Origin of the sequence: Acidovorax sp. CCYZU-2555 (assembly GCF_018413525.1) — a bacterium.
Classification (GTDB): Bacteria; Pseudomonadota; Gammaproteobacteria; order Burkholderiales; family Burkholderiaceae_C; genus Comamonas.
Window position 1 is genome coordinate 84,364 of the sequence record NZ_JAHCDD010000008.1, and the last position, 26,008, is coordinate 110,371.

Annotated in this window: 13 protein-coding genes; 4 read left to right on the forward strand and 9 right to left on the reverse strand. The window is 64.4% G+C overall.

From position 1 onward, the window contains the following. Nucleotides 1-133: 133 nt before the first annotated feature. Entirely contained in the window at nucleotides 134-1,693 is a 1,560-nt protein-coding gene (locus KHY18_RS04560) for a sensor domain-containing diguanylate cyclase (RefSeq protein ID WP_213294793.1), read from the forward strand. A gap of 111 nt (nucleotides 1,694-1,804) precedes the next feature. On the opposite strand, the gene metC is transcribed toward KHY18_RS04560, so the two are convergent. The 7 genes from metC to KHY18_RS04595 all read right to left on the reverse strand — a co-directional run bounded on the left by metC (nucleotide 1,805) and on the right by KHY18_RS04595 (nucleotide 9,311). Beyond that, nucleotides 1,805-3,007: a cystathionine beta-lyase gene (gene metC, locus KHY18_RS04565; RefSeq protein ID WP_213294795.1), complete on the reverse strand. Its 1,203-nt coding sequence runs from the start codon at nucleotides 3,005-3,007 to the stop codon at nucleotides 1,805-1,807. A 5-nt stretch (nucleotides 3,008-3,012) separates the two neighbouring features. Next, on the reverse strand, nucleotides 3,013-4,713 hold the full coding sequence (locus tag KHY18_RS04570; RefSeq protein ID WP_213294798.1) for an alpha/beta fold hydrolase: 1,701 nt from the start codon (nucleotides 4,711-4,713) through the stop codon (nucleotides 3,013-3,015). A gap of 35 nt (nucleotides 4,714-4,748) precedes the next feature. Then, the gene (locus KHY18_RS04575) at nucleotides 4,749-5,354 is read right to left on the reverse strand and encodes a cysteine dioxygenase family protein (RefSeq protein ID WP_213294801.1); all 606 of its coding nucleotides are present in this window, start codon (nucleotides 5,352-5,354) and stop codon (nucleotides 4,749-4,751) included. 2 nt (nucleotides 5,355-5,356) lie between these two features. Beyond that, entirely contained in the window at nucleotides 5,357-6,352 is a 996-nt protein-coding gene (locus KHY18_RS04580) for a Bug family tripartite tricarboxylate transporter substrate binding protein (RefSeq protein WP_213294804.1), read from the reverse strand. Nucleotides 6,353-6,416: 64 nt separating this feature from the next. After that, a complete protein-coding gene (locus tag KHY18_RS04585; RefSeq protein ID WP_213294807.1) occupies nucleotides 6,417-6,614 on the reverse strand; it encodes a RidA family protein in 198 nt (65 codons plus the stop codon). Between the two features lie 24 nt (nucleotides 6,615-6,638). Further along, the gene (locus KHY18_RS04590; protein ID WP_213294809.1) at nucleotides 6,639-8,249 is read right to left on the reverse strand and encodes a rhodanese-like domain-containing protein; all 1,611 of its coding nucleotides are present in this window, start codon (nucleotides 8,247-8,249) and stop codon (nucleotides 6,639-6,641) included. An 87-nt stretch (nucleotides 8,250-8,336) separates the two neighbouring features. Then, complete coding sequence (locus tag KHY18_RS04595; RefSeq protein WP_213294811.1) at nucleotides 8,337-9,311, reverse strand: LysR family transcriptional regulator; 975 nt, start codon at nucleotides 9,309-9,311, stop codon at nucleotides 8,337-8,339. 266 nt (nucleotides 9,312-9,577) lie between these two features. Here KHY18_RS04595 and KHY18_RS04600 point away from each other — a divergent pair, with 266 nt between their 5' ends. After that, on the forward strand, nucleotides 9,578-11,182 hold the full coding sequence (locus tag KHY18_RS04600; RefSeq protein WP_213294812.1) for an amidohydrolase: 1,605 nt from the start codon (nucleotides 9,578-9,580) through the stop codon (nucleotides 11,180-11,182). Nucleotides 11,183-11,186: 4 nt separating this feature from the next. On the opposite strand, the gene KHY18_RS04605 is transcribed toward KHY18_RS04600, so the two are convergent. Next, nucleotides 11,187-12,422, reverse strand: coding sequence for an MFS transporter (locus KHY18_RS04605; RefSeq protein WP_249728910.1), 1,236 nt, complete (start codon nucleotides 12,420-12,422; stop codon nucleotides 11,187-11,189). A 109-nt stretch (nucleotides 12,423-12,531) separates the two neighbouring features. Here KHY18_RS04605 and KHY18_RS04610 point away from each other — a divergent pair, with 109 nt between their 5' ends. Then, nucleotides 12,532-13,146, forward strand: coding sequence for a TetR/AcrR family transcriptional regulator (locus tag KHY18_RS04610; protein WP_213294813.1), 615 nt, complete (start codon nucleotides 12,532-12,534; stop codon nucleotides 13,144-13,146). Nucleotides 13,147-13,170: 24 nt separating this feature from the next. Here KHY18_RS04610 and KHY18_RS04615 read toward each other — a convergent pair whose 3' ends face one another. Continuing rightward, nucleotides 13,171-23,361, reverse strand: a complete 10,191-nt coding sequence (locus KHY18_RS04615; RefSeq protein WP_213294814.1) for an Ig-like domain-containing protein — start codon at nucleotides 23,359-23,361, stop codon at nucleotides 13,171-13,173. Nucleotides 23,362-23,808: 447 nt separating this feature from the next. On the opposite strand from KHY18_RS04615, the gene KHY18_RS04620 reads away from it, so the two are divergent. After that, nucleotides 23,809-25,980 (forward strand): bifunctional 2',3'-cyclic-nucleotide 2'-phosphodiesterase/3'-nucleotidase, encoded by a 2,172-nt coding sequence (locus KHY18_RS04620; protein WP_213294816.1) that lies wholly within the window; start codon nucleotides 23,809-23,811, stop codon nucleotides 25,978-25,980. The last annotated feature ends 28 nt before the right edge of the window (nucleotides 25,981-26,008 follow it).

Consider the following 26,008-nt stretch of genomic DNA (forward strand, 5'->3'; position numbering starts at 1 on the left):
GCAAGCCAAGGCCAACTACCATTGGCCACTCGCCGGTCGGGCCACATTGCGGTGGCCGGCCCCCACGAAACCCGGTGTCATTCCATCGAACCGTGCAGAGGGAGATCAGGCACTTGTCAATGCAGCTTCCACAATGAAATCCAACCATACCGGCGTTGCGCACGACCCGCAGACATTGCCGCGTCCGGCAGGACGGCCCTTCCTCGCGGCCGGGGTCTTGCTCGCGCTGCTGACCGTCGTGTTGATCGCCACCAATGTGTGGCTTGCATCGCGGACCTATGACGCGGCCTGGTCACAGACCACCAAGACCTCCAGGAATCTTGGCCACTCGGTAGCCAACCAGCTCGACAGCGTTTTCAGCGAAGTCGACCGGCTGCTCAACACGCTGAGCTATATGCTGGAGCGGCGAGAGTTGACAGCCGCCAACCTCGAGCCGCTGCAACCCATCATGGTGACGCACCTGAGCCAGGCAGAATACCTCCATGGGCTGTTTGTCTACGGGGATGAGGGCCAGTGGCTGGTGCACACCCAGCCGGCCCAGGCGCTGCAAGCCAACAACTCCGACCGCGAGTATTTCATCGCGCACCGCGAAAGCCGAAGCACGCGCGTGCTGATCAGCAAGCCGGTGCAAAGCCGCTCGACGGGCGAATGGATCATTCCGGTCTCCAAGCGCATAGACGACGCCGATGGCCGCTTTGCCGGCGTGCTGCTGGCCACCGTTCGGGTCGGCTACATCCTCAAGCTGCTCAATGGTTTCGACATTGGCGAAAAAGGTGCGATATCGCTGGGCCTGGCAAACGGCACGATCGTGCTGCGGCGGCCGTATGCGATGGAAGACCTGGGCCGGCTGATCGCCAACAATCCCCTGATGCCAGCGGTCAACAGCGCGCGCGCCGGCATCATCCGCATCACCTCACCGATTGACGGCATCAAGCGCCTGGTGGCGTATGAGCACCTGCCCAACAACCCGCTGTTCGTGACCGTCGCGCTGTCCGAGGCGGAAATTCTGTCCGAGTGGCGCGGCGCGGTGCAGGTGCAGTTCGCCTGCATGCTGCTGGTGGTCTCGATCATCGGCGTTTCGGCCTGGTACGTCTTTCGCAGCATGAAGCTGCGCCAGGCTTCCGACCGCGCGCTGCGCATCGCCCATGAGCAGATCGTGCAAGCCAATGCCCAGCTGGCAGACCTGGCGGAACATGACGGTCTGACCGGCATATTGAACCGCCGGGCGTTCGACCACCGCTTCGAACAAATCCTGGGGCAAAGCCGAAGATATGGCAGCCCGGTTTCGGTACTCCTTTTCGATGTCGACCACTTCAAGGCCTACAACGACCACTACGGCCATCCCGCGGGCGACGAGTGTCTGCGCCGTGTCGCGGCGGCGCTCTCCAAGGCGGTACGCCGTCCGGGAGATGTGCTGGCGCGCTATGGCGGCGAGGAGTTCGTCGCCATCTTGCCCGACACCGCCGCCGCCGGCGCCCTGGAAGTCGCCAACGCGGCCAAGGAAGAAGTCGAGCGGCTGGTGCTGCTGCATAGCGCGAGCGTGGAAGGCATCGTCACCGTCTCCATTGGGGTGGCATCGGCCAATGGGGCAGCGGTGGATTGGACGACAGGCGCGTTGATCGATCAGGCGGACAAGGCGCTGTATCGTGCCAAGCATGAAGGGCGCAACAGGGTGGTCGTAGCGGGAGCCTAGCTGCAAGCCACTCGGGCCAGGCCATCTTCGTCGCAGCCTCCATGCGCAGCGTTTCAAAGGGCAACCCGAGGCCGCTGCGGCATCCGTGTGCTTGCTGGCCGCAGAACCCAGTCAACCCGCCAGCCCCTCGCCCAGGCGCGCCAGCGCAGTTTGCAGGTCGTGAATCAGATCGGCCGGGTCTTCAAGACCCACATGCAAGCGAACCACGTTGCCACGGCCCTGCCAATGGCTCAGACTGCGCACCGCCGCGGGCGACACGGGCAAGGCCAGGCTCTCGTATCCACCCCACGAATGCCCGATGCCAAACAGCTGCAGCGTCTCGACGAACGCGTCTACCGCCTGGGCGCTGACATCGGTTCTGAACTCGCAACTGAGCAGGCCATTGGCGCCTGAAAAGTCGCGTTTCCAGATGGCATGGCCCGGATCATCGGGCAGTGCCGGATAGAACACCGTGGAGATCAACGCCTGCTTTTGCAGCCATTGCGCCACCTGCAAGGCGGTGTCCTGCTGCTGGCGCATGCGCACGGACAAGGTGCGCACGCCGCGCAGCGCCAGGTAGGCATCGTCGGGGCTCACGCAGTGGCCCAGAAGGTCGCCCATATCCGCGAGCGCCGTCCAACGGTCCTGGTGGGTCGTCACCGCGCCCAGCATCACGTCCGAATGCCCCACCAGGTACTTGGTCGCCGCGATGACAGAAATGTCGGCGCCCAACCGCAACGGGCAATACATCAGCCCCGAACCCCAGGTGTTGTCGACAGCGACCACCACGTTGTCATGCGCCTTGGCCAATGCCACCAGTGCCGGCAGATCACACATCTCGAACAGGATGGAGCCCGGGCTCTCGGTCCAGATGAGCCGGGTGTTCGGACGAATCTTCGCTTTCAGATCGCTCAGATCCGGCTGGAAGAAACTGCAATCCACGCCCATCTGCTGCAGATACTGCACGCAGAATTTCCGCACGGGTTCATAACAGGAATCCACCACCAGAACATGATCGCCGCTGCGCACCACCGACAGGATGGCGCAGGTGATGGCAGCCAGACCCGAACTGAAAAGCCGGCTGCGGTGGCCGCCCTCCAAGGCGCAAATCACCGCTTCCAGCGACTCGCCAGTGGGGCTGCCCTTGCGGCCGTACACCAGTCCGGTTTCGTGACGCGCCCGACCAGCAACCGCCTCCCGCAGCGTCGCCATGGAGTCGAACACCACCGTACTGGTGCGTGCGACCACGGGGTTGACCGTGACCTTGCACCCCTTGGGCCGACCGGCATGCGTGATCAGCGTGGCGGGCTGCAAGCTGCTGTGGGGCTCGTTCATACGCTTTACTTTCCCAAGAATGCGGCGGCTTCGCGGGCCAGCGCCACGGGCTGATCGCCCCAGATCGTGTGGCCACAGTCCGAGAACTCTATGAGTTCGGCTTGCGCAAACTGCTCGAGCAATTTCAATGCATTGGGACGTGACAGCACATGGGAATCTTCGCCACGCAAGATCAGCACCGGTGCGCGCACCGCCGCAATGGACGCGGATTGGTCCACGCGCAACTCCTTGAACGTCTGCAAAATCGGCTCCAGCGCATAGCGCCATTCGAGTTCGCCGTTCGCCACTTCACCCAGATCGCCTTGCAGCGTGAACGCATGCACTTCGTCGGAGAACCGCTGGCGCTGCGGCAGGCTCTTGGAAAACTGCAGGGCAGCGTTGTCGTCGGCAAAGGTGCGCGGGCGAGACAGATGCAGGGCCACATACTTGTCTATGGCATCCTGATCGATCAGGCAGCTCGGGTCGGACAAGAGGAGCTTGTCCACGTTGTCTGGATACTTCGCCGCAAACTCTATGGCGACCTGGGTGCCCAAAGAGCTGCCGATCAGGCTGGCTCGCGCCACGCCCAATGCATCCAATACCTGCTTCACATCATCGGCATAGTCGCTGAGCTTGTAGCCCGATGGCGGCTTGTCGGACTTTCCATGGCCGCGCATGTCCAGCGCAATCACGCGGCATTGATTTTTCAGCGCACTGCCCAAAGCCGTCCAGGCGCTGGACTGCATCGACGTTCCATGCAGGCAAAGCAGTACCGGAAGATGCGCCGCGCCCCATTCGCGCGCCGAGAAGTTCATGGACGCGGTACGGATGCTCAGCTCTTTTCCCTGCGCATAGGGCACGTCGTAGGGATTCACTTCGGCCGGATTGGACTGAAGCATGTTCACCAATGCATTGGCCGTGAACTCGGGGTTGTCGCCCCAGATCGAGTGGCCGGCATTGGGCACGTCGACGATCTGCACGCCCTGGAATTCCTTTTTCAAGCGCTCCACCGTCGAGGGAATCAGCACGTCGCTGTCGGCACCGCGCAGAATGACCGTAGGCGAACGCACGGCCTGCACGGAATCCCACATGTCCTTGGCCGCACAGCGCAAGGTTTCTATCGCCGCATCTTTCTCGTAACGCCATTCCCATTGACCATCCGCCAACTGGCGCAGATCGCCTTCGAGCGTGCGGCGGTGGATTTCATCGGAAAACCGCAGGCGCTGCGGCAAGGTCTTGGAGAACGCGACCGCGGCTTCAAAGTTGGCGAATGTGCGCGGGCGTGTGACGTGGGCGTGCACCATGTGCTCGGACGCCTCGATCGGCATCTCGAAGCTCAGATCCAGCAGGCCCATGGAAGTCACGCGCTCGGGATGGCGGGCGGCGTAAAGCAAGGCGACGCGGGAGCCCAGAGACGAGCCCACGATGGAGAAGCGCTCCAGGCCCATTCGGTCCGCAAAGGCCTCCAGATCGGCGCAATAGTGCTCCACGGAATACTGGCCGGGTGCGACACGATCCGAGTCGCCATGGGAACGCTGGTCCAGACCAATCAGTCGATAGTCCGAGGGCAGCGCCTGTGCGAGCCAATACCAGACACGGCCGTGCAGCGAGGTTCCGTGCAGAGCCACGACGGTCTTAGGACCGTGCCCCCACTGCTCGTAGTGAAGTTGCAGACCGTTCGCCTGAACAAAGCCATCGCCGCGTTGATCGAGAATTGATGTCGCCATATGTGTACCTATTGAAAGATCGGGCATGTGCCCACTTAGTTAACGCCTTGGATGATTGGGAAGGGCCGGCTGGCCCCAGTCGCGAGATCGAAAATTCTTCTGTCGCTCAGATGCGCGAAGCCTTTTCCGTAGAGATGAAGGTGCAAAGCGTTCTCCGGCCCCAGCACCTCGATGGCATGGATATCGTCCGGCCCCAGGGCCAGCACATTGCCCTGGCCCACGGTGATATCAGCCAGGTGTTCGACGCGCGCCGTTGGCTCTTGTGCATGGAGTGCATACAGCGCGTTTTTCTCCCGGCCGCGCACTCCCGCGATCACCGCCCAGGTGGTGTGGTTGTGCGGCGGTTGCTGATGCCCGGGCTTCATCGCCACGGCATACATGGCGTAGCTGCCATCGGCGTCTTCGTGCAATGCATAGGCCTGCCAGAGCTTGTCTTGCGGGACAGGGAAATCGGCGTCGCGCCACAAGGCAAGCTGCGCGGCCAGCGCTTGCATCAATACGCCAATGCATTGCGCCGCGGCCACACCGATGTTTTGCTCGCCACGCGCCAGCGCCCGCACACGTTCCACCGTTTTGGCAATTTCGGCCGCGCGCTGTGCCGCAATGGCCGCGCTGTCGCTCGCTGAAACTTCGCAGTTCATGCTCATTCCATCCTCACATTCGCGGCCTGGGCGGCGAGCTTCCACTCTTCAATTTCGGCCGCGACCAGATCGCGCGTGGCCTGAGAGCCCAGGAAGGTGGGCACAAAGCCCAAGGCCTGCAGATGCGATCGAAAATCCGGTGTCGCGGTGAGCTTCTCGATCTTCGAAGACAGGCTGCTGGCAATCTCCGGATGGATGGCCGCGGGCGCAAACAGTCCCACCCAGGTTCCACGACTGAAGGGGATGCCCGCTTCGGTCAGCGTGGGGACTTTGGGGAATGTCGGGTGGCGGTTGGGCCCGGCAATCGCCAGGATGCGCGCCTTGCCCGATTGCACGTGTGGAGCCACAGAAAAGGCATCGACGACACACAGGTCGGACAAGCCGCCGATCAGATCCGTCACCGCTGGCGAGGCCCCGCGATACGGTATGTGGCGCATCTCTATGCCCAGATCCGACTTGATGATTTCGCCGGTCAGATGCCCGAATGTTCCCTGCCCACCCGTTCCGTAGGTGAGTTCCTTCTTTTCCTTGGCCAGTGCGACAAGATCCTTGATCGCCCTGCAGCGGCTGCTCGCGGCGACGGCAACCACCAGTCCGCCTTGGGCAAACATGGCGATGGGCGCCAGGTCGCGTGCCGGGTTGTAGGGCAAGCCGGGGTGGATCGCCGGCTGCACCGACATCGTGGCGGCGATGCCCAGCACCAGCGTCTGTCCATCGGCCGGACTCTTCACCACCGACTGAATTCCGATCGAGCCGCCCGCACCGGCGCGGTTCTCGATGATGAATCGCTCCATCTGCGCCCGGTTGAGCGCGTCCGCCAGCAGTCGCCCCGCCGAATCCACCGACCCGCCTGCCGCCGTCGGAACCACGATCTTCACGACTTTGGTGGAGCCCGATTGCGCATGCAAAGCGGGCGGCAGCGCCGTCAATGCGCCAAGCGCTGCCGCTTGCCTCAGCAATATGCGCCGTTGAATCATCTGCTTTTCTTCGAACTGCATTTTTCGACCTCGTTGGGTGGAGAAGAAGAATGGGCTTATCTCGCCACACTCACGACGGAATCGTTCAAACGGACATGCGATGCCACACCAGCTCCGCCTGGGCGTCAAAGCTTTCGGGCACGCTGCCGTCTGCGCGCAAAGGCGTTTGGCCCGAGAGCTGCAGCAATTGGTTGGCAGCGGGAATGACCAAGGCTTGCGAATACGGCCCCAGTGGCTTTCCGAGTTCCGCAGGGTTGATGCATTGAAACGAATAGGCGGCCATGGTGACTTCCCTCAAGAAAATGAATCACAACACCGAAAAATGGATGCCCGGCTCCGTTGCCACGCGTTGTGCAAGCCCCACCTCCCAGTCGATGTACTCGCGCATGGCTTGCTTTTGCAGGTGAGGCGCCACTTCGTACGGCGAGTACCAGATATCGTTGGGCGCGCTCAGCTGGCGAACCGCGCCTTGCTCCAGCGCAAGTCCCAACTCCAACCAAGCCGGAGTGCCGCCAATCAAGCACTTGGCATGCCAGCCCAAAGCCTGCGCATCGGCGGCGGCAAACCGGGCCATTGCGCCGTCGCCGGCGGTGAACACCAGTGTCGTCACCTCGGCAGGCAAATCCTTCAAGCCTTCGGCCAATGCAGACCGGGCGCAAAAGAAAGCCCCGGGAATATGGCCGCGGCGAAACGCTATGCTGTTCGCGCAATCGATCACGGCAAGCCGCGGATCGGGCTGCAGCTGCTGCAGCTCATGTGGCGCAATCGACTCCACCGAAGCCGGCGCTTGCGGCCAATGCGCCCGCTGAGGTGGCGCGGCCTCCAGCGCCGGAGCCGTCGCGGGATCGAGCACATCCGCCTGCCAGCCCATCTGTCTCAACCAATGGGCCGTCATGGGTGCCTGGACCAGATCGGTATCCGCCAGCACGATGCGCGCATGGCGCACCGGTGCGAAAAAGTCCGTGCTTTGCACCAGCTCGCCGCCTGGGGCGTTGCGCGCACCGGGAAACGCGGCTTGCAGATAAGCGCCAGGCAGCCGCACATCATAGAAGTAGGTCGTCACACCCTGATCACGCAGATCTGCCTGCAACTGGCTCCACGAAATGATGCGCCCGCCACCGCGCTCCAGCAGCTTTCTTGCGGTCGCGCGGCTGGCTTGCAGTTGCGTTGGCGCCGGCACTTCTTCCAGCATCGCGAGATGTCCGCGCTGCAAATCGTGGCCGTCCAGATGCCAGCCCATGGTGCCGTTTTCGAGGGCGAATACCGGACAAGCAATCTCCGCATTGATCAGCGATTGCGCGCCGATAATGCTGCGCGTGCGGCCCGCGCAGTTCACCAGCACGACACTGTTCTGCCGTATCACTTCGGGTACGCGCAAGGCCAGTTCGGCGCCGGGACAACTCAGCGCCCCCGGCAACGAGAAATCCACGAACTCCTCAGGCGTTCTGCTGTCCAGCATCAGCAGATCGACACCTTTGGATTTCAGCGCAATGAGTTCCTGCGTGCTGATGTGCGGCGTCTTCTTCGCGGTTTCCACCACCTCGCCGAATGCCTTGCTGGGAACAAATTTTCCACTGAACCAACCCAGTCCAGCCGCTTCACATTCCGCCCGTGACGCGGCCAGAACCGATACACGGCCATATTCGACGCAGCGCAACAAATGCAGTGCGCGTTGAATCCGCTGCGCATCGCCTCCGACCAGAATGATCCGCGTGCTCTTGAGCGGCACTCTCCAGAGTAAATCCAGCTCCAGGCGGCCTATGGGCAGCGACGCGGCCAGCAGCAGATGGCCTTGGGTGAAATCGCCTTCTTCGCGCAAATCCAGCAACGCGACTTCAGCGCCATCACTCAATATTTCACGTAGCTGGACTGCATTGATTTGAACGGATGACATGGCAATCGAGAGGCTGTGCGCCATCGCTTGAAAAGAAGATGTTGCACAGCTTAGGTCTCGTCACCAATTCAGGATAATTCTATTTTTTCCGATCCGTATGCCAAAAACGGTTCACTCCTTGATGCCGCCAGGCATGGTTTGCTGCTGCACGATTTTCTGCAAGGCATTCAACAAGGCGACGGTCGCGGGTGGATGACTCGAATCCTTGCGCACGGCCACCACGTGCGGGCCCAATGGACTGCCCAGCGACATCGGAAGAATGCGCAGCGCTCCGCGCTCGGCATAGCTCTGAGCCACTGTGCGCTGCATGAAATTCAGATAGCCGTAGTGCTCGATCAACATCAAATTGGTCGCCAAGGAGGTCGTGGATTCAACGACATCTACGGGCAGTCGCCCAATCTGCGTCAGAAACAGCGCTTGCACATGGTTGTAGAGCACGCCGCTGGAGTGCGGCAGCACCCAAGGCGAATCGATCACGTCCGCCATCGTGAGGCTCTTGGCGCGCGCAAGCCGGTGATTGCGCGCTGCGACCAGAACGAAATCGTCGTCAAACAAGGGCGTTTGCACCAGGTGTTCGGCGGCGCCGGCATCGGTCACCAGCCGGCACAAGATGACATCCAGGCTGCCCTCGCGCAACTTGGCCACCAGCGGTGGCTGAGGCAGCTGATCGATCGATACGCGCAGCCGGGGGTATTGCCGCTTCACTTCGCCTATGGCCATGGGCAGCAGCTTGAAAGCCGACGAAAGCAGCGCCCCCACCCTGACAAACCCATGTGATCCGGATCGAAGCGCCTGAATCTCATCATGCGCACGCTGGACATCGAACAGCAATTGACGCGCGTGCCGGATCAAGGCCTCGCCGAAAACGGTAGGCGCCATGCCGCGATGCGAGCGCTCGAACAACTGCACCCCAAACGCCGACTCCAATTCCGAGATCGCGCGCGTGGCCGCAGGCTGCGTCAGATTGGCGACCAGCGCTGCCTTGCGCAGCGACTGAGAGTCTGCGAGCGCATCGAGCAATACCATTTGCCGAAATTTGAGCCTGAACGGCAGCGTCACGGAGTCCGGCGTAAAAATGGTGCTCATATTGCCTCTCAAGGTGAATCGTTTTTCGGATAGTTTTATGCCGAATAACGATTATTCGTGGATCAAGTAACGCCCCAGAATTTAACCACCCTTCGGCATTGCCTGCGAGATGAGTACATGCCCTAGTGGTTGACATCAATCCACAACGACTGGGGACAAGCCAATGAATAGCAAGCTACGTACCGGATATGTCTTGATGGCCGGTTGCCTTGTGGTCTGCGCAGCCCATGTTGGCACCACGCACTCTTTCTGAACAAGGACGCTCCATGAATATGCGACATTCATTTGCGCTGGGTCTGGCGTGCCTGCTCGTGACAGCAGGCAGCCACGCCCAGCCCACCCCATCGGTCGGCTTGTCTGCTGAAAAGCTTTCACAGCTCAAGGCTGCAGTTCAGCGCGAAGTCGCTTCGCAGCAGAAACTGGCACAGGTGATCAACGACACGCTTTTCAGTTATGGCGAACTCGCGTTTCAAGAGCACGAAACATCCAACTACCTGACCACGCTGCTCGAAAAGCATGGCTTTCAGGTGGAACGCAATATTGCGGGAATGCCCACCGCATGGAAAGCGCAATGGGGCAATGGCCGGCCCGTCATCGCACTCGGAAGCGACATCGACAGCCTGCCCAAAGCGTCGCAAAAACCAGGCGTCGCCTACCGCGAGCCCCTGGTGGAAGGCGCGCCAGGGCATGGCGAGGGGCACAACTCGGGACAGGCGGTGAACATCGTCGCCGCGCTGGCGCTCAAAACCATCATGCAGCGCGAACGCCTGCCCGGAACCTTGGTGCTGTGGCCGGGCGTGGCCGAGGAACTGCTGGCGGGCAAGGCGTTCATGGTGCGCGACGGACTGTTCCGCGGCGTGGATGCCGTGCTCTACAACCATGTGAGCAACAATTTGCGCACCACCTGGGGGCAGGCCGACGGCACGGGAATGGTGTCGGTGCAGTACAACTTCAAGGGGCGCGCGGCGCATTCCGCTTTGCTTCCGTGGAAAGGGCAAAGCGCGCTCGATGCCGTCGAGCTGATGAACGTCGGCTGGAATTTCCGCCGAGAACATCTTCGCCCGGAGCAGCGCTCGCACTATGTGATCTCCAACGGCGGCGACCAACCCAATGTGGTGCCCGACGAAGCCTCGGTCTGGTACTTCCTGCGCGAAATGGACTTCGAGAACATCACGGCGAATGCCGCCATCAACTGGAAGATCGCCCAAGCCGCGGCTGACATGACAGACACCACCGTGACGCGCACCCTGATTGGCGCTTCGGCACCGCGCCACTTCAACCGCCCTATCGCCGAAGCGATGCAGGCCAACATCGCCAGCGTTGGCTTGCCCGCATGGACCGATGACGAGCAGACCTTCGCCAAAGCGGTGCAGACACTGGTGAGCAGCAAGCCCACGGGGCTCAACACCACCGCCCCCGCGACGCTGGCCGCACCTTCATCTCCGGCCAGGAGCGGCGGCTCGGACGATATTGGTGATGTTTCCTGGGTCGCGCCCACCGTCACGCTTTACTACCCGGCCAATATTCCCAATGTGCCAAGCCACCATTGGGCGGCCGCCATGGCGATGGCAACGCCCATTGCGCACAAAGGCATCATCGCCGGGGCCCGCGTGACGGCGATGACGGCCGTCGACTTGCTGACCCAGCCAGAAATTCTGGTCGCGGCGCACCAGTATTTCAACGAGACGCAATTGGCAAGCCAGAAGTACACCCCACTCATCGGCCCGCAGGACCAGCCGCAGATACAAATGAACCAGGAAGTCATGGAGAAATTTCGTCCCCAAATGCGCCGCTTCTACTACGACGCAAGAAAGTACGACACTTATCTGGACCAGCTGGGAATCAAGTTTCCGCAACTCACCAAGCCGTAACCCGTCAGTGCCCTATCACTGCCGCGCTGCCGCTGCGCGGCGCGGCAGCGAATCCATGGCGGGCCGCCGACCTGGTGATCGCCAAAGCCACAACGACCAGCGCGACCACCGCCCAAGGGAACGACTGCGGCCCCCAGATATTCAGCAGCACGCCGCCGAGCAAGCCCGCAGCGGCGATGGCGCTGTTCCACACCACCACATTCATCGACAGCGCCACATCGGCGCCCTCGCCGGCCGAGTCGGCCAAGGCGGTCTGCAGCAAGGTGGCCGCGCCGCCGAAGCTCAGTCCCCATGCGGCCACACCCAGGTAGATCGCTGCCGGCACGTCGGCCCAGCCGGCGAACAGCAGGCCCACCGCGCCGAACGCCGCCAGACTGATCAGCACCGAACGGCGCAGGTGGCGATCCACGGTTTTGCCCGAAATGGCGATGCCGACCAGCGCCGCCGCACCGAACGCCAGCAGCACCAGATCCACACGCTCGCCCAGACCCGCTTGGGCCACGAAAGGCGCGACGTAGGTGTAGAGAATGTTGTGGGCCAGCATCCAGGTGAGCACCACGGCCAGCACCGGCCGCACACCGGGCGTAGTGAGCACCTTCTTCAGCGGCAGCCGCTGCGCACCCGATTGGCCAGGGTAATCGGGCACCTTGGTCAGCACCCAGACGATGAGGATCAGGGTCAGGCCCGACATGATGCCGAAGGCGCTGCGCCAGCCGACCAGCGTTCCCATCCACGTTCCCAGCGGAACGCCCAGCGACAAGGCGATGGGCGTTCCGAGCATGGCCAGCGCCAGCGCCTTGCCCTGCTGGTGCGGCAGCACCATGCGCCGCGCGTACGACGCCAGCAGGCTCCAGGCAAGACCCGCGGCCGCGCCCGCGAAGAACCGGGCCAGCAGTGTCAGCGCAAAGTGCGATGACAGCGCTGTGACGCTGTTGAACAGCAAAAAGCCCACGATGGCCAGCAGCAAGGCGTTGCGCCGGCGCCAGCCCTGGGTGGCGATGGTCAACGGAATGGCGGCAATCACCGAGCCCAGGGCATAGGCCGTGACCATCTGCCCGGCCATGGCCTGCGAGACGCCAAGGCCTTGCCCGACTTGTGGCAGCAGGCCCGCAGGCAAGGTTTCGGTCACGATGCAAATGAAGCCGGTCATGGCCAATGCCAGCAGCGCGCCTACAGGCAAGCCGCTGGCTGGCGCTTGAAGAGGCGGCGCGCAGGACGGGGAAAAGTGTTTGGAATCCATGGAAAGACCTATATATATAACGAACGGTACAAATGTAGTTGCAGGCCAATCGGCTTGTCAACAACTTTTGTACCGATTAGTATTGAAGCCTGTTTCCAGGAGATTCGATATGGCCCAGATGGGGCGCCCGCGCACGTTCGACCGAGACCAGGCCATTACCGAGGCCATGCACCTGTTCTGGGAGCATGGCTACGATGCGACTTCGCTGGCGCAGCTCAAGCAAGGCCTGGGCGGCGGCATCTCCGCGCCCAGCTTCTACTCGGCCTTCGGCTCCAAGGAGGCCTTGTTCCAGGAATGCGTGGCGCGCTACCTGTCCACGCACGGGCGTGTCACCGCGCCCTTACAGGATTTGGCGCTCACGCCACGCGATGCCATAGAGACGGCCTTGCGGCAGTCGGCCGCAATGCAATCCGAACCAGGCCACCCGCGCGGCTGCATGGTCGCCTTGGGCGGGATGAGCGCACCTTCCGTGGGCAGTGTGGAGGTGGCACACGCACTGGATGCGTCGCGTGCGCGCACGCGCGCCGGGTTTGTTGCCTGCGTGCAGCGCGGCATCGCCAGCGGCGAGCTGCGAGCCGACACCAGCGCCATGGCGCTGGCGACGGTCTTCGACAGCTTTCTGTCGGGAGTCTCCATCTCGGCAAGAGACGGCGTGCCGGCCGTGGCGCTGCAGGCCGCGGTCAGCCAGATCATGCGCCTGTGGGATGAAGCGGTGCAGCATTGAGCCGCATCCCTATCGCCTAAGCCATTAGGCGAACTCGATCCCCGTGGCCGCCAGGCCCACCAGGTCGATGCGCGTGGTGTTCAGCTCCAGATTGCTGGCCAGCACCGCCAGTTCGCCGCCCGTCACGCCCTGGGACATCATGTCGACGAAGGGTTGCAGCTGGGCCGGCGTCGCGGCGCTGCCCACGACGTTGGTCCAGATCAATTGCGTGACTTCCAGCGATGTCTTCGCGCCCAGCACCTGCAGGCCCAGCTGTGCCAGGCTTTGCGCGCTCATGCCCGCATCCAATGCGCGAATCACTTCACCGACCAGCGGTTTGTTGTCGAGGAAGGCCGCGCCGCCCAGCGCACCGAGCAGCTTGGCGGCCTGGCCCGCATGGCCGTCGAGGTCCAGCGCCACCTGGGTGTCGCTGAACGTCAAGCGCTCGACGTTGACAAATTCCAGCATCGCGCCATCGGTCATGCGCTGCAGCGTGAAGCCGTTGGCGCTGGCTTCGATATGCGTTTGGGCCAGGGTGGCGGGGAAGACGATGGTGTCTATGCCCGCACCGCCATCGATGGACCAGGCCAGGCCCAGCGCCGGAGCGATGGTGTTGTCGCCCGCATCGCCCAAAAACGCCGTTATACGTTCGGCGTTCACGCGGATGGAGCCCGCGCCTTCCATGCCGTCGAGCAGTTGCTCTGGCGTTTTGCTCCCCGCCTGTTGCGGGTACACCAGCGCAAACAGCTGGGCAACCTGCAAAGCGCTGAGGCCGTCCAGCGTCTGAATCACCGCGCCTTCGGCCTTCGTCAAATCGCGGCCCATCCATTGCTGGAACAGAAAGGCCGCGGCTTCCTCGGCCGCGCTATGGGCCAGGGTGAGTAGGGGGCCGGTCTCGAAGCGCACCTGCTCCACATCGACCAGCCAGTCCGAGATGCCGCTGGCGATATGCGTCAGCTTGATGCCCGCACCGTCCAGCGTGATCGAGTAATCGCTGCGCTTGCCTTCCTGCAGTGCCACGTCGAAGCCCGTGCCGCCATTGAGCCGGTCGCTGCCGCTGCCGCCCGACAGCAGGTCATTGCCCGCGCCGCCGAACACGATGTCGTCACCTTCATCGCCGTAGATCTGGTCGTTTCCGCCCTTGCTGCCCACGGTGTCGTTGCCGCCGCCGCCGTGGATGATGTCGTCATCGGCGCCCAGAACGATGTACTGGGCCGCGCCATCGCCTGCGGCCGTGTTCCGGCCCGCGCCGCCAATGATGCGCACCGCGCCCACCACGGCAAGGAAGTCGACATGGTCCACCTGGATGGTGCTGCCGCTGGGCAGGGAACGCGCATCCAGGATGACGGCCTGGCTGCCGTCGGCCGCATTGCTGCTGCCCGTGATCACCAGCGGCGTGTCGGGATCGAAGCCCGCACCGGCTATGGGCTTGAGGATCTGCACCGCCAGCGCCGCGCCGGACGGCAGGCCCGCATGGAACGCCTGGCCCACCGCGATCAGCCCGGCGTCGTCGCCAGCCACCTGCTCGATGCGCCCGATGAGTTCTGCCAGGGCCGTCTGCCCCATCGTGCTGCGCGGCAGGCCTTCGGCTTGCAGCCCGACGCCGGTAGGCACACCGGCCAGCACCAGGGCATGGCCGCTGGAGGACGTGAACAACGGGATGTCGGCCAGTGCCGAAGGCGTGCCCGGCGTCTCGGGCCGATTGGACGTCACCACGGGAATGGTGATGATCGTCGACCCTCCGGGGCCCTGCGTGATGGTGATGGCCACGCCATCGACGGTCGTCGGTTCGGGCTGCGGCTCAGGCTCAGGCTCAGGCTCGGGCTGCGGCGTGGCCGGGAGGGTGTTCACGCTCAGCACCAGCGGCGTGGCGGCCACGCTGGGGTTGCCGGCGAGATCGGAGAACACACCGCCACCCACGCTGACGGTCAGCGGCGCACTGCTGTTGGCGGCCGGCGTCAAGGTTGCGGTGTAGGTCGTGCCGTTACCGCTGAAATTGCTCAGCGTGCCGCCGCTGACGACGATCTGGGATGGCGTCAGCACGGCCGCATCGCTGAGCGTGAGGGTCAGCACAGCGCTCTGGCCCGGGCGCAGCGTGCCGCTGGCGTTGCTGCTGATGGTCACCGTGGGCGCCTGGGTGTCCAGCCTGTAGTCGATACGGTAGGGCGGGCTTGAATTGCCTGCGGCATCGGCCACGCGCGCCACCAGCGTGCCATTGCCGTTGCTGTCTCCGACCAGGGTTTGGTCGGCCAGGCTCCAGGTCGTTCCGCTGGTGGCAGCCGAATACCAGAATTGGCCTCCATCCAGCGACACTTGCACGCGCTCGCCGGCTGACAGCGGCGCACTGAGCGTGCCGCTGATGGTTTGCGTCGGATCATTGGTGATCAGGTCGCCTACAGCGCCGCTGTCGTTGGAGAACTGCACGCCGCCGACGGCGGCGACAGGCGCGAGCGTGTCGATCTCCAGCGATGGAATGCTGCCTGCGCCGCCGTTGTTGCCTGCCAGGTCGGTATAACCACCATTGACGGTGATAGTGGCGCTGCCGGCGCCCACCCCGAACGCAGGGGTGAAGGTGGCGGTGAATACGCGCGGATCGGTGCTGGCCGTCAACGCGCCCAGTTGGCCGCCAGCCACCGAAATATTGGCGTCCCTGAAGCCGTGCGGCGTTTCGGAGAAAGTGAAAGTAATGATGGCCGGCGTCACGCCGTTGGCCACCGGCACATTGCTGGTGATGGCGACCGAGGGCGGCGTGGTATCAAGGGTATAGGGCGATGACCAGACCGTGCCATGGTTGTCGAAGGCATCGGCCACGCGCACCTGCAACACGTCGCTGCCGCTCAGAGTCTGGCCGGCCAGCAACCAGGCATCGCTGCCAACGGTGCTGCTGGCGCTGACCCATGTAACACCGCTATCGAGCGAGACTTCCACCCTCTCGCCGCTCATCAGCCGCTCGCTCAATGTCCCCGAGATCGTCTGCAGGGGAATGGAAGTGATCAGGTCGGTATGGCTGATCCCGGTATCGTGGGAGAAGGCCACCCAGGTGACGGCGGTGCTCGGCGCCAGCGTGTAGTAGCTGATGGGCAGCATCGTCGCCGCGACGCCGGAATTGCCGGCCGCATCGGTGTAGGCGCCGCCGCCCACACCGATGGTGGCGCTGCCGCTGACCACGCCCTGGGTGGGCGTGAAGATGGCGGTATAGACGAGCGGATTGGCCGTCAGACCAAAGCCGCTGAGCACGCCCCCGCTGACACTGACATCGTTCAATGCGAAGTGCACCGGAATTTCACTGAACGTGAAGAGGATGGTGGCGTACTCACCGTGTCGCAAAGTCTGGGCGCTGCTGGTGATCTGCAGCACCGGCGGCGCGGTATCGACCGTGATCAGCGGCGAGCTGGCGCTGCCGCCGAGGTTGCCCGCAATATCGGTGTAGCGCTCGGCCGCCAGGAAAACACTCGCGCTCCCACCGTTCAGCCCGGCGCTGGGCGTCAGCTGCACCGTATACACGCGCGGGTCGACGGTGGCGGAAAACCCGCTCAGCGTGCCGTTGAGCGTCGCCAGGTCGGACTGCGCGAACCCGTGCGGAACCTCGCTGAAGGTAAAGGTCAAGGTGGCGGTTTCGCCCGCGCGCAGCGTGCTGGCGCTGCTGGTGACGACCACGGTCGGTGGTTCCACATCCAGCACATAGGCTTGCGACAGCACCGGCCCGGTATTGCCGGCACGATCGGCCACGCGCATCTGCAGCGTGCCACTGCCGACCAGCACTTGTTGCGGCATCAGCGCCCATGATTCGGGAGCGGTGGCGATCGCGGTGAGCCAGTTGGCGCCGTTGTCCAGCGATAGCTCTACCCGTTCGCCGGCCGCCAGCGGCGCAGTCAGCGTACCGGTGATGATCTGTGAAGCGAAATTGGTGATCAGATCGCTCTGACTGGCGCCGTTGTCGGCCGAGAACGCAACGGCGTTGACGGCGGTGGTCGGCGCCAGCGTATCGATGTCGATGGGCAGGCTGCTGGCGCCGGCACCGCCATTGCCGGCCGCATCGCTGTACGCACCAGGGCCTACGTGGATCACGGCCTGGGCGCTGGCAAGACCGGCCGTGGGCGTGAACAAGGCGGTAAACACCAGCCCGCCGGGGCCGGCCACCAGGTCGCTCAGTGTGCCGTTGGTGGCCGAGATATCGCCCAGAGCGAAATCAGTCGGCGCTTCGCTGAAGGTGAAGGTGATGGTGGCGGTCGCGCCGGCCTTGAGGGTGTCGTCGCTGGTAGTGATCGACAAGGTCGGCACCGCGGTATCGACCGTGATCGATGGCGAGCTGCCACCGCTGCCGCCGTTGCCGGCAATATCGGTATACAGGTCGTTGCCGAGGATGACGCTGGCGCTGCCCGTCATGCCGGGCGTAGGGGCCAGCACCACCGTGTAGACCAGGGGATAGGCGGTGGCGGTGAAGCCGCTCAGGGTGCCGCCCGAAGCAATCAGGTCGCCGATCGTGAATCCGCTCGGTGCCTCGCTGAAGGCAAAGCTGATGGTCGCCGACTGGCCGGCGCGCAGGCTGGTGCTGTCGCTGCTGATGCTGACGCTGGGCACGGTGGTGTCGAGTTCGTAAGCGTGGCTCTTGACCACGCCGTGGTTGCCGTTGCTGTCGCTGACACGCACCTGGATACTGCCTTTGCCTGCGGCCAGGGTCTGGCCGGACAGCACCCACCCGCTGCCGCCCGCGGTCGAACTGGCGCTTTGCCAGCTGGCGCGGTTGTCCAGCGATACTTGCACGATGTCGCCGACCGCCAGCACGCCGCCGGACAGAGTGCCGGCGATGTTCTGAGCGGGGACACTGGTAACAAGGTCGGTTTGGCTGGCGCCGAAATCGGCCGAGAACAGCAGCGTCCCGCTGGTCAGGCCGGGCGCCAGGGTGTCGATGTTGATCGATGGGGAGGTGAAGCCGGTGCCCGCATTGCCGGCCAGGTCGGTGTAGGCGCCGGCCGCCACGCTGATGACCGCATGGCCGCTGGCCACGTTGGCCGCCGGGGTCAGCACCGCGGTGAAGATCGCCGGATCGGCCGTCTGCACCAGCTCGCTCAACAGGCCGTTGTTGACGTCGATATTGTCCAGCGAGAAGCTCAGCGGCGCTTCGCTGAAGGTAAAAGTGACCGAAGCCGTGCTGCCCGAATTGAGGGCGCCGGCCGAGCTGGTGATGCTCAACGTGGGCGCGAGTGTGTCGATGGGAATAGGCAGCATGCTGCCGCCCACGCCAGCGCTGCCATTGCCATCGGTAAAGCTGCCGGTCGCTATGCTGAGCGCGGCAGTTCCCTGCGCCACACCGTCATCTGGCGTGAACGATGCGGTGTAGACCAGCGAATCGCTGGTGGCGCTAAGTCCGCCGAGCGTGCCGCCGTTCACCACGATGTCGCTCTCGGTGAAGCCCTCCGGGGCGCTGCTGAATTTGAAAGTGATGAGGGCCGTCTCGCCGCTGCGCAAGGCGTCGACGTCGCTGCTGATGGCCACTCCCGGGGCCACGGTGGCGTAGCTGATGGGCGCAGAAGCTGCCCCCTGGCCGTTGTTGCCAGCCGCGTCGGTGTAGCTGCCCGCCGCGACCGACACCGCGCCTGCGCCAGCGGCCTGGCCGGCGGAAGGGGTGAACACGGCCTTATAGACCAGCGGGTTGGCCGTCGCGGTCAAGCCGCCGAGCAACCCGCCGCTGGTAGAGATGCTAGCGGCGCTGAAGCCTGTCGGCGCTTCGCTGAAAGTGAAAGTGATCAGCGCGGTCTCCGCACTGTTGAGCACGCTCCTGCTGCTGGTGATCTCCAGCGTGGGCGCGATCTGGTCCAGGACATAGGCATGGCCGGACACCGCGCCGTGGTTGCCGACGGCATCGCTCACACGCACCTGCACCAGCTGGCCGACACCCGCGACCAGCGTCTGGCTGGCCAGCGACCAGGCACTGCTGCCAACGCTGGCGGTGGCCGCAACCCAGTTCAAGCCCTTGTTCAGCGAAACTTCCACCGTCTCGCCGGATGCCAGATTGGCAGACAGCGTGCCGCTGATGGTCTGCGCCGCCATGGTGGTGACCAGGTCGGTGCCGCTGGCGCCGGTGTCGGCCGAGAATGCGACACTGTCGCCGGCGGTGGTCGGCGCCTGGGTATCAATGCGCATCGCGGACAGCGTGACCCCGGCGCCTGGGTTGCCCGCGGTGTCGATGTAGCTTGCGGCAGTGATGCTTACCACGCCGATACCGCTGTTCACACCGGTGTAGGGGGTGAACAGCCCGGTGTACACCAACGGATTGGCGGTGACCGCCAATCCGCTGAAGCTGCCGCCAGTGACCACCAGGTCGGCCTCCGTAAAGCCGATCGGCGCCTCGCTGAAGGTGAATGTGATCACGGCGGTATCACCGGTCTTCAGCCCGGCGAGGCTGGTGCTGATGGTGGCCGTAGGCATCGCAGTGTCGAGCACATAGTCGCGCGCGAAGGCCGCGCCATGGTTGCCGGCGGCATCCGTCACGCGCACCTGCAGCATATTGCTCCCGCTCAGGGTCTGGCCGGCCAGGGACCAGGACATGTCGCTGCTGGTGGCGCCGTTCCAGCTTAAGCCGTTGTCAAGCGAGACCTCGATGTATTCGCCGGCGCCCAGCGGCCTGTCCACCGTGCCGCTGATGGTTTGCGCCGCGACGTTCGTGACCAGGTCGGTAGCGCTGACACCGCCATCGGCCGAGAACGAGACCGTGTCGGCCATCGCCGCCGGCGCTCTGGTATCGAGCGCCAGCGGCGGCGTCAGCGCGGCCAGCGAAGCATTGCCGGCGGCGTCGGTGAAGGCGCCCGCCGCCACGGTGATGCTGGCGCTGGTGTTCTCAATACCGGCACTGGGAGTGAACAGCGCCGTGTACACCAGCGGATTGGCGCTGGGCGCCAGGCCGCTGAGCGTGCCGGCGGTCGTGTTCACATCGGCCGCAGTGAAACCCTGCGGCGCTTCGCTGAAGGTGAAAGTGATCTGCGCCGTTTCGCCGGCCTTGAGGGCCGGACTGCTGCTGGTGATGGTCACACTGGGCGCGAGGGTGTCGATGGCGATCGGCAGCGCGGCGGCGCCCTCGCCGTCATTGCCGAACGCATCGGCATAGGAGCCGGTGGCCACCACCACGCTGGCGCTGGCCTGGTTCAGCCCTGGGGTGGGAGTGAGCTGCATCGTATAGACCAGCGGATTGGCGGTGGCGGAGAAACCGCTCAGCGTGCCGTTGTTCACCGACACGTCTCCCGGCGTGAAACCCACCGGAGCGCTGCTGAAAGTGAAGGTGATCAGCGCCGTCTCACCCAAGGCCAGCGCGCTCGCATCACGGGAGATGCTCAACGTCGGCACGCTGGTGTTGAGTGTGATCGCCAGCGCGGCGCTGGCCTGGCCGCTGTTGCCGGCCGTGTCGCTGTAGCCACCGGCTTTGACGGCGATGCTGGCCTGCTGGCCCGACTGGCCGGAGTTCGGGGTGAACAGCGCCGTATACACCAGCGGGTTGGCCGTGGCCGCCAGGCTGCCGACCGTGCCGCCCGTGACCGTGAGCGCGGACAACGTGAAATTGGCGGGCGCCTCGCTGAAGGTGAAGACCAGATCGGCCGTTTCGCCCGCACGCAGCACGGATAGGCTGCTGGTCAGCGCCACGCTGGGCGCCGTGGTGTCGAGTTGGTAGGCGGCGCTGAAGACCGCGCCATGGTTGCCGGCCGCATCCGTCACGCGTACCTGCAGCGTATCGCTGGCCCGAAGCGTCTGGCCGTCCAGGGACCACGCGGTGCCGACGCTGGTGGCACCGGTCCAGGTCACGCCGTTGTCGAGCGAGACCTCGACGAAGTCGCCGGCGTCCAGCGGACTGTCGACAGTGCCGCTGATGGTCTGGGCCGCGCTATGGGTGATGAAGTCTGTGCTGCTCGCGCCGCCATCCTGCGAGAAGCGCGCGCTGATTACGCTGGCCGCCGGCGCCACGGTGTCTATGCGTATGCCGGTCAGAGAGCCGCCGTCACCGCTGTTACCGGCAAGGTCTGTATAGCTACCACGGGCCACGTTGAGCGTGACCGCGCCGGATGCCACGCCCGTCGCGGGCGTGAGTTGCGCCGTATACACCAGTGGGTTGGCGGTGACGGCCAGCCCGCTCAGCGTGCCGTTGATCACGGTGACGTCGCCGAGGGCGAAGTTGTGCGGCGCTTCGCTGAAAGCAAACGTGATGGTGGCTGTGTCGCCGATCTTGAGCGCGCTGGCATTGCTGGTGATGGCCAGCGTGGGCGCGCGGGTGTCGATGGCGATCCGTGGGCTCACGCCGCTGGCACCCGCGAGGCTCAGGATGTCGGTGTAACTGCCGCCAGTGACCGTGATCGAGGCCGGCCCGGTGAGCTCGGCGCCCGGCGTGAACAGCGCGGTATAGACTCCGCCGCCCTGGTTGGTCAGGCCGCTGAGGGTGCCGCCGCTGACCACCACATCGGAGGCCGTGAAACCGACAGGCGTGCTGCTGAAAGTGAAGGTCAGATTGGCGGTCTGGGCGCTGTTCAGGGTCTGGGTGTCGCTGGCGATCGTCACCGTGGGCCCCAGCGTGACCGCCATCCCTGCCGAGAGGGCACCGGCGCCGCTGTTGCCCGCCAGATCGGTATAGCTGCCAGCCACCAATTGCACGTTGCCGACCACATTGCCGATGCCCGCGGAGGGGGTGTACTCTAGGGTATAGACCAACGGATCGGCCGTGGCCTGCAGGTTGCCTACAGTGCCGCCGACGCCGTTGAAGCTGGCCAGCGTCAGTCCATGAGGACGCTCGCTGAAGGTCACCGTGAGTTCCGCCGTCTGGCCGGCACCGACCACGCTGACATCGGTGTGCAGGGTGGCACTCGGCCCGCTGTTGTCCAGCACATACTGGCTGCCGACGGCGTTGCCGGCGTTGCCCGCCGCATCGACCACGCGCACCTGCAAGGTATTGCTGCCGGCGCTGAGCACCACGCCATTCAGCGTCCAGGCACTGCTGCCGGTGCTGGCGCTGGCCGTGGTCCAACTGCTGCCATTGTTGAACGAGACCTCCACATGTTCGCCGGAAACCAGGCTGGCGCTGAGCGTGCCGCTGACGGTTTGCGCGGCAGTGCGCGTGACGAGGTCGGTGTTGCTGGCGCCGGTATCGGCCGCGAAGACGACTGCGGTGCCGGTAGTCACCGGAGCGGCGCCGTCGATATGGTAGCTGGCGCTGAGCGGCGTGCTGCTGCCGCCGCTGTTGGCCACGCGCACCTGCAGCGTGCCGGCGCCGCTCAGCGTCTGGCCGGCCAGTTGCCAGGTCGTGGCGCCCACGCTGGCGCTGGCGCTGGCCCAACTGATGCCGTTGTCTAGCGAAACCTCCACCCGCTCGCCGCTGAGCAGGCCGCTGCTGAGCGTGCCGGACAGGGCTTGCGCCGCTGTTTTGGTAATCAGGTCGGTGCTGCTGACGCCCGTGTCGTTGGAAAACGCCACCGTCAGCGCGGTGGTGGTGGGGGGCACGGCCGACTGCACGGTGGTGCTGCTGTTGCTGACGATGACGCTGCCGTCGTTGACGCTGAGCGTGAACGTGGTGGTGGCGTTCAGCCCGGGCGTGGTCTGGAACACCAGTGCTTGCAGCGCTGCCTGGGCACCACCGGGCGCCGCCGCTGAAAGCGAATAGCTGACGCCGCCGTCGGTCGTCGAGAAGCCGGACATGCTCAGTGAAGCCGGCGTGAACACGCCCTTGCTTGCGCTGTCGAGCTGGATGGTGACGGTCACCACGGCGGCGACATCGGGATCGCTGAGGGTGAGCGAACCAAACGGGCGCACGGTGCCGCCGGCCGTCACCGCCTGGCCGGCCGCCGTGCCGCTGAGCACCGGCGCATTGTTGACCGAGGTGGCGTGGACCACGGTGGTGGTGTCGACGGCGCTGGAGGCGCCATGGCTGTCGGTGGCCGTCAGCGAAAACGTGGTGGCCACATTGACGCCCACCACCGCCTGGTTGGCCTTCGGCGTGAAAGTGAGGGCCTTGAGCTGCGCGCTCAAGGCGGCGGGCGTGGTGGCGCTGAGCACATAGTTGCCGGCAGTGCCTGACAGGCCGGCCCCGCTGAGCGTGCCGTTGTCGGCGTTGTAGCTGATGCGCAGGCTGACCAGGTCGTCGTCGGCATCGGCCACGGTGACGTTGGCAAACGGCTGGAGGCTGGCCTTGTCTCCCGTGCTGGCCGCGGCGGCGCCGGTGATGGTCGGCGCGCTGTTGTCGCTGGTATCGATAGTGGTCATGGCAATTCTGCAGGGCTGCGCGCGAGCGGCCGCTGAGTGGGTTGGAAGAAAACAAAAGCGGTGGAATGAACAGTGCGCTGTGTTGCATTTCAAGGCTTGCAAGAAACAGCGGTCTGGGCTCTTGCGACCAGAAACGAGGCGCGCCAGGTTGCAAATTAATTGAAAACTTACATTTGGTCAATTTAAAGATGGAATGAACCGGCCGTGAAAGTTACTGCCTCCGCGACATCGTTCCCGGGATCAGTCACCAAGCCAACGCCAACTGGTGCGCCTGCCATGCCCTCGCCACCGCATCGGCGACGCGGCAACGGCTCCGTCACACGCGCGTCAATCTTGTTCACAACAATGGAACTGCAGCGCTTGGCTGGCATGGCCGGCCCGCTGCGGGGCGCCACCATTCCAATGGTCTGCGCCCGTTTCCCGCATTAACAACCAAGAGGCTTCTCGATGTCCCTTCACGTATCTGGTTCGCGCGATCCGCAGCGCCACCGCTTGCCGTCCCTGTTGGCGCTGACCGCCACGCTCGCGCTGACGGCCTGCGGCGGCAGCGACAACGACACGCCGGCGCCTGCGCCCACACCCGAACCGGTGGTGCAAAACGCCACGGCTCAGTTGGCGCTGCTGGAGACGACCGACCTGCACTACTACGCGCGCAGCTACAACTACTACTCGGACAAGGAAGACAAGGCCGTGGGCCTGGAGCGCACGGCCACGCTGATCCGCAAGGCGCGCACCGACTTCCCCAACAACCTGCTGGTGGACAACGGCGACACCATCCAGGGCACGGTGCTGGGCACCTACGAAGCCCAGGTCGCGCCGCTGCCGGCCACGCAGCAGCTGTCCATGTACAAAGCCATGGCCACGCTGAAATACGATGCCGGCGTGCTGGGCAACCACGAGTTCAATTTCGGCCTGCCCTATCTGAGCCAGATCCTGGGCGGCGGGCTGGACGTCGCGGGCGTGGACCCGAAGATCGGCACCAAGGACAAGGGACCGGGCTTTCCCATCGTGACGGCCAACGTCACCAGCCTCAAGAGCAACAAGCCGCTGGTCGACCCCTACGTCATCCTGGAGCGCAACATCACCGCGACCCAGGCGGACGGCAAGTCCGTCACGCTGCCGATCAAGATCGGCGTGATAGGCCTGACCACGCCCGGCATCCTGAACTGGGACAAGGACAAGCTCGAAGGCAAGATCAGCACGCAGGACGGCCGCGACACCGCCGCCAAATATGTGCCTGAAGTGCGCGCCAAGGGCGCCGACCTGGTGTTCGTGCTGCTGCACGGCGGCATGAGCGCCAACGGTTACTTCGCCAACATGGAGAACCCCGGCTACTACATCACCAAGGAGGTGCCGGGCATCGACGGCATCGTGATGGGCCATGAGCACAACACCTTCCCCGACCGCAGCGCCAACCCCTTCTACAAGTTCGCGGGCGCCGACAACGCCAAGGGCACCGTCAACGGCGTGCCCGCCGTCATGGCCAGCTCGTGGGGCAAGGGCCTGGGGGTGATCAACTACGCGCTCAAGTGGGACGCCGCGGCCAAGAAATGGACGGTCGACACCGCCAAGACCGACGTGCAGGTGCGCACCACCGACTCCAAGGACGCGGCCGGCAAGACGGTGTACGTGGACTCCGACCCGGCCGTGATCGCCGCGGTGCAGGAACTGCACGACAAGACCCGCAGCTACGTCGCCTCGCCCATTGGCACCAGCGACTTCCGCCTGAGCTCGATGTTCGCCGACGTGGGCAACGTCGGTGCCTTGCAGATCGTCAACCAGGCACAGCAGGAGTACGTGGCCAACTACGTCAAGGCCAGCCTGCCGCAGTACGCCAATCTGCCCGTGCTGTCGGTTACCGCGCCTTTCAAGGCCGGCTACTCCGACAGCAGCGACTTCACCGACGTCGCGGCCGGCACCATGACGGTCTCGGCGGCGGCCGACCTGTACCTGTATGACAACAACACCATCCATGCAGTGAAGGTCACAGGCGCGCAGATCAAGCTGTGGCTGGAAAACGCGGCCAACCGCTTCAACCAGATCGACCCGACCAAGGCTGAAGACCAGTGGCTGCTCAATGACAGCAAGACCGGCGTGCAACCCGGCTCGTCCTTCCCCGGCTACAACTTCGATGTGTTCACCACAACGGACATCAGCTACGAGATCGACGTGACCCAGGCCAAGTACAACGTCAACGACCCGGCCAAGGGCGGCGAACGCATCAAGAACCTGCGCTACAAGGGCCAGCCCATGGACAACGCGCAGCAATTCATCGTCGCCACCAACAACTACCGCGCCAACAGCAGCGCGCCGTTCATTCTGGGCACGGGCAAGGCGTTCGACATCGTCTGGGCATCGCCCGACGCCAACCGCGAAGTGGTGCTGAACTACGTCAAGGCCAAGAAGACCGTCACGCGCGCCGCCAACGGCGCGACCAGCAGCTGGCGCTTCGCCAAGGTCGCGACCACGGGCAAGGTGCTGTTCAAGTCGGCCAAGAACGAACTGGCCGTGGCCCAGGCCGCAGGCCTGACCAACATCAGCGTGGACCGCGCAGACGACACCGGCGTCAACGGCGGCAACGGCAGCTACGGCATCTACCGCATCGCGCTGGACCAGTGAAGACCGTCACAGCTTGCGACTGACGCTG

Coding starts and splice junctions, on each gene's coding strand:
- KHY18_RS04580 (WP_213294804.1), bottom strand. CDS start 6,352: ATGCAGTTCGAAGAAAAGCAGATGATTCAACGGCGCATATTGCTGAGG.
- KHY18_RS04605 (WP_249728910.1), bottom strand. CDS start 12,422: ATGGATTCCAAACACTTTTCCCCGTCCTGCGCGCCGCCTCTTCAAGCG.
- KHY18_RS04575 (WP_213294801.1), bottom strand. CDS start 5,354: ATGAACTGCGAAGTTTCAGCGAGCGACAGCGCGGCCATTGCGGCACAG.
- KHY18_RS04590 (WP_213294809.1), bottom strand. CDS start 8,249: ATGGCGCACAGCCTCTCGATTGCCATGTCATCCGTTCAAATCAATGCA.
- KHY18_RS04615 (WP_213294814.1), bottom strand. CDS start 23,361: ATGACCACTATCGATACCAGCGACAACAGCGCGCCGACCATCACCGGC.
- KHY18_RS04570 (WP_213294798.1), bottom strand. CDS start 4,713: ATGGCGACATCAATTCTCGATCAACGCGGCGATGGCTTTGTTCAGGCG.
- KHY18_RS04560 (WP_213294793.1), top strand. CDS start 134: ATGAAATCCAACCATACCGGCGTTGCGCACGACCCGCAGACATTGCCG.
- metC (WP_213294795.1), bottom strand. CDS start 3,007: ATGAACGAGCCCCACAGCAGCTTGCAGCCCGCCACGCTGATCACGCAT.
- KHY18_RS04595 (WP_213294811.1), bottom strand. CDS start 9,311: ATGAGCACCATTTTTACGCCGGACTCCGTGACGCTGCCGTTCAGGCTC.
- KHY18_RS04600 (WP_213294812.1), top strand. CDS start 9,578: ATGAATATGCGACATTCATTTGCGCTGGGTCTGGCGTGCCTGCTCGTG.
- KHY18_RS04585 (WP_213294807.1), bottom strand. CDS start 6,614: ATGGCCGCCTATTCGTTTCAATGCATCAACCCTGCGGAACTCGGAAAG.
- KHY18_RS04610 (WP_213294813.1), top strand. CDS start 12,532: ATGGCCCAGATGGGGCGCCCGCGCACGTTCGACCGAGACCAGGCCATT.
- KHY18_RS04620 (WP_213294816.1), top strand. CDS start 23,809: ATGTCCCTTCACGTATCTGGTTCGCGCGATCCGCAGCGCCACCGCTTG.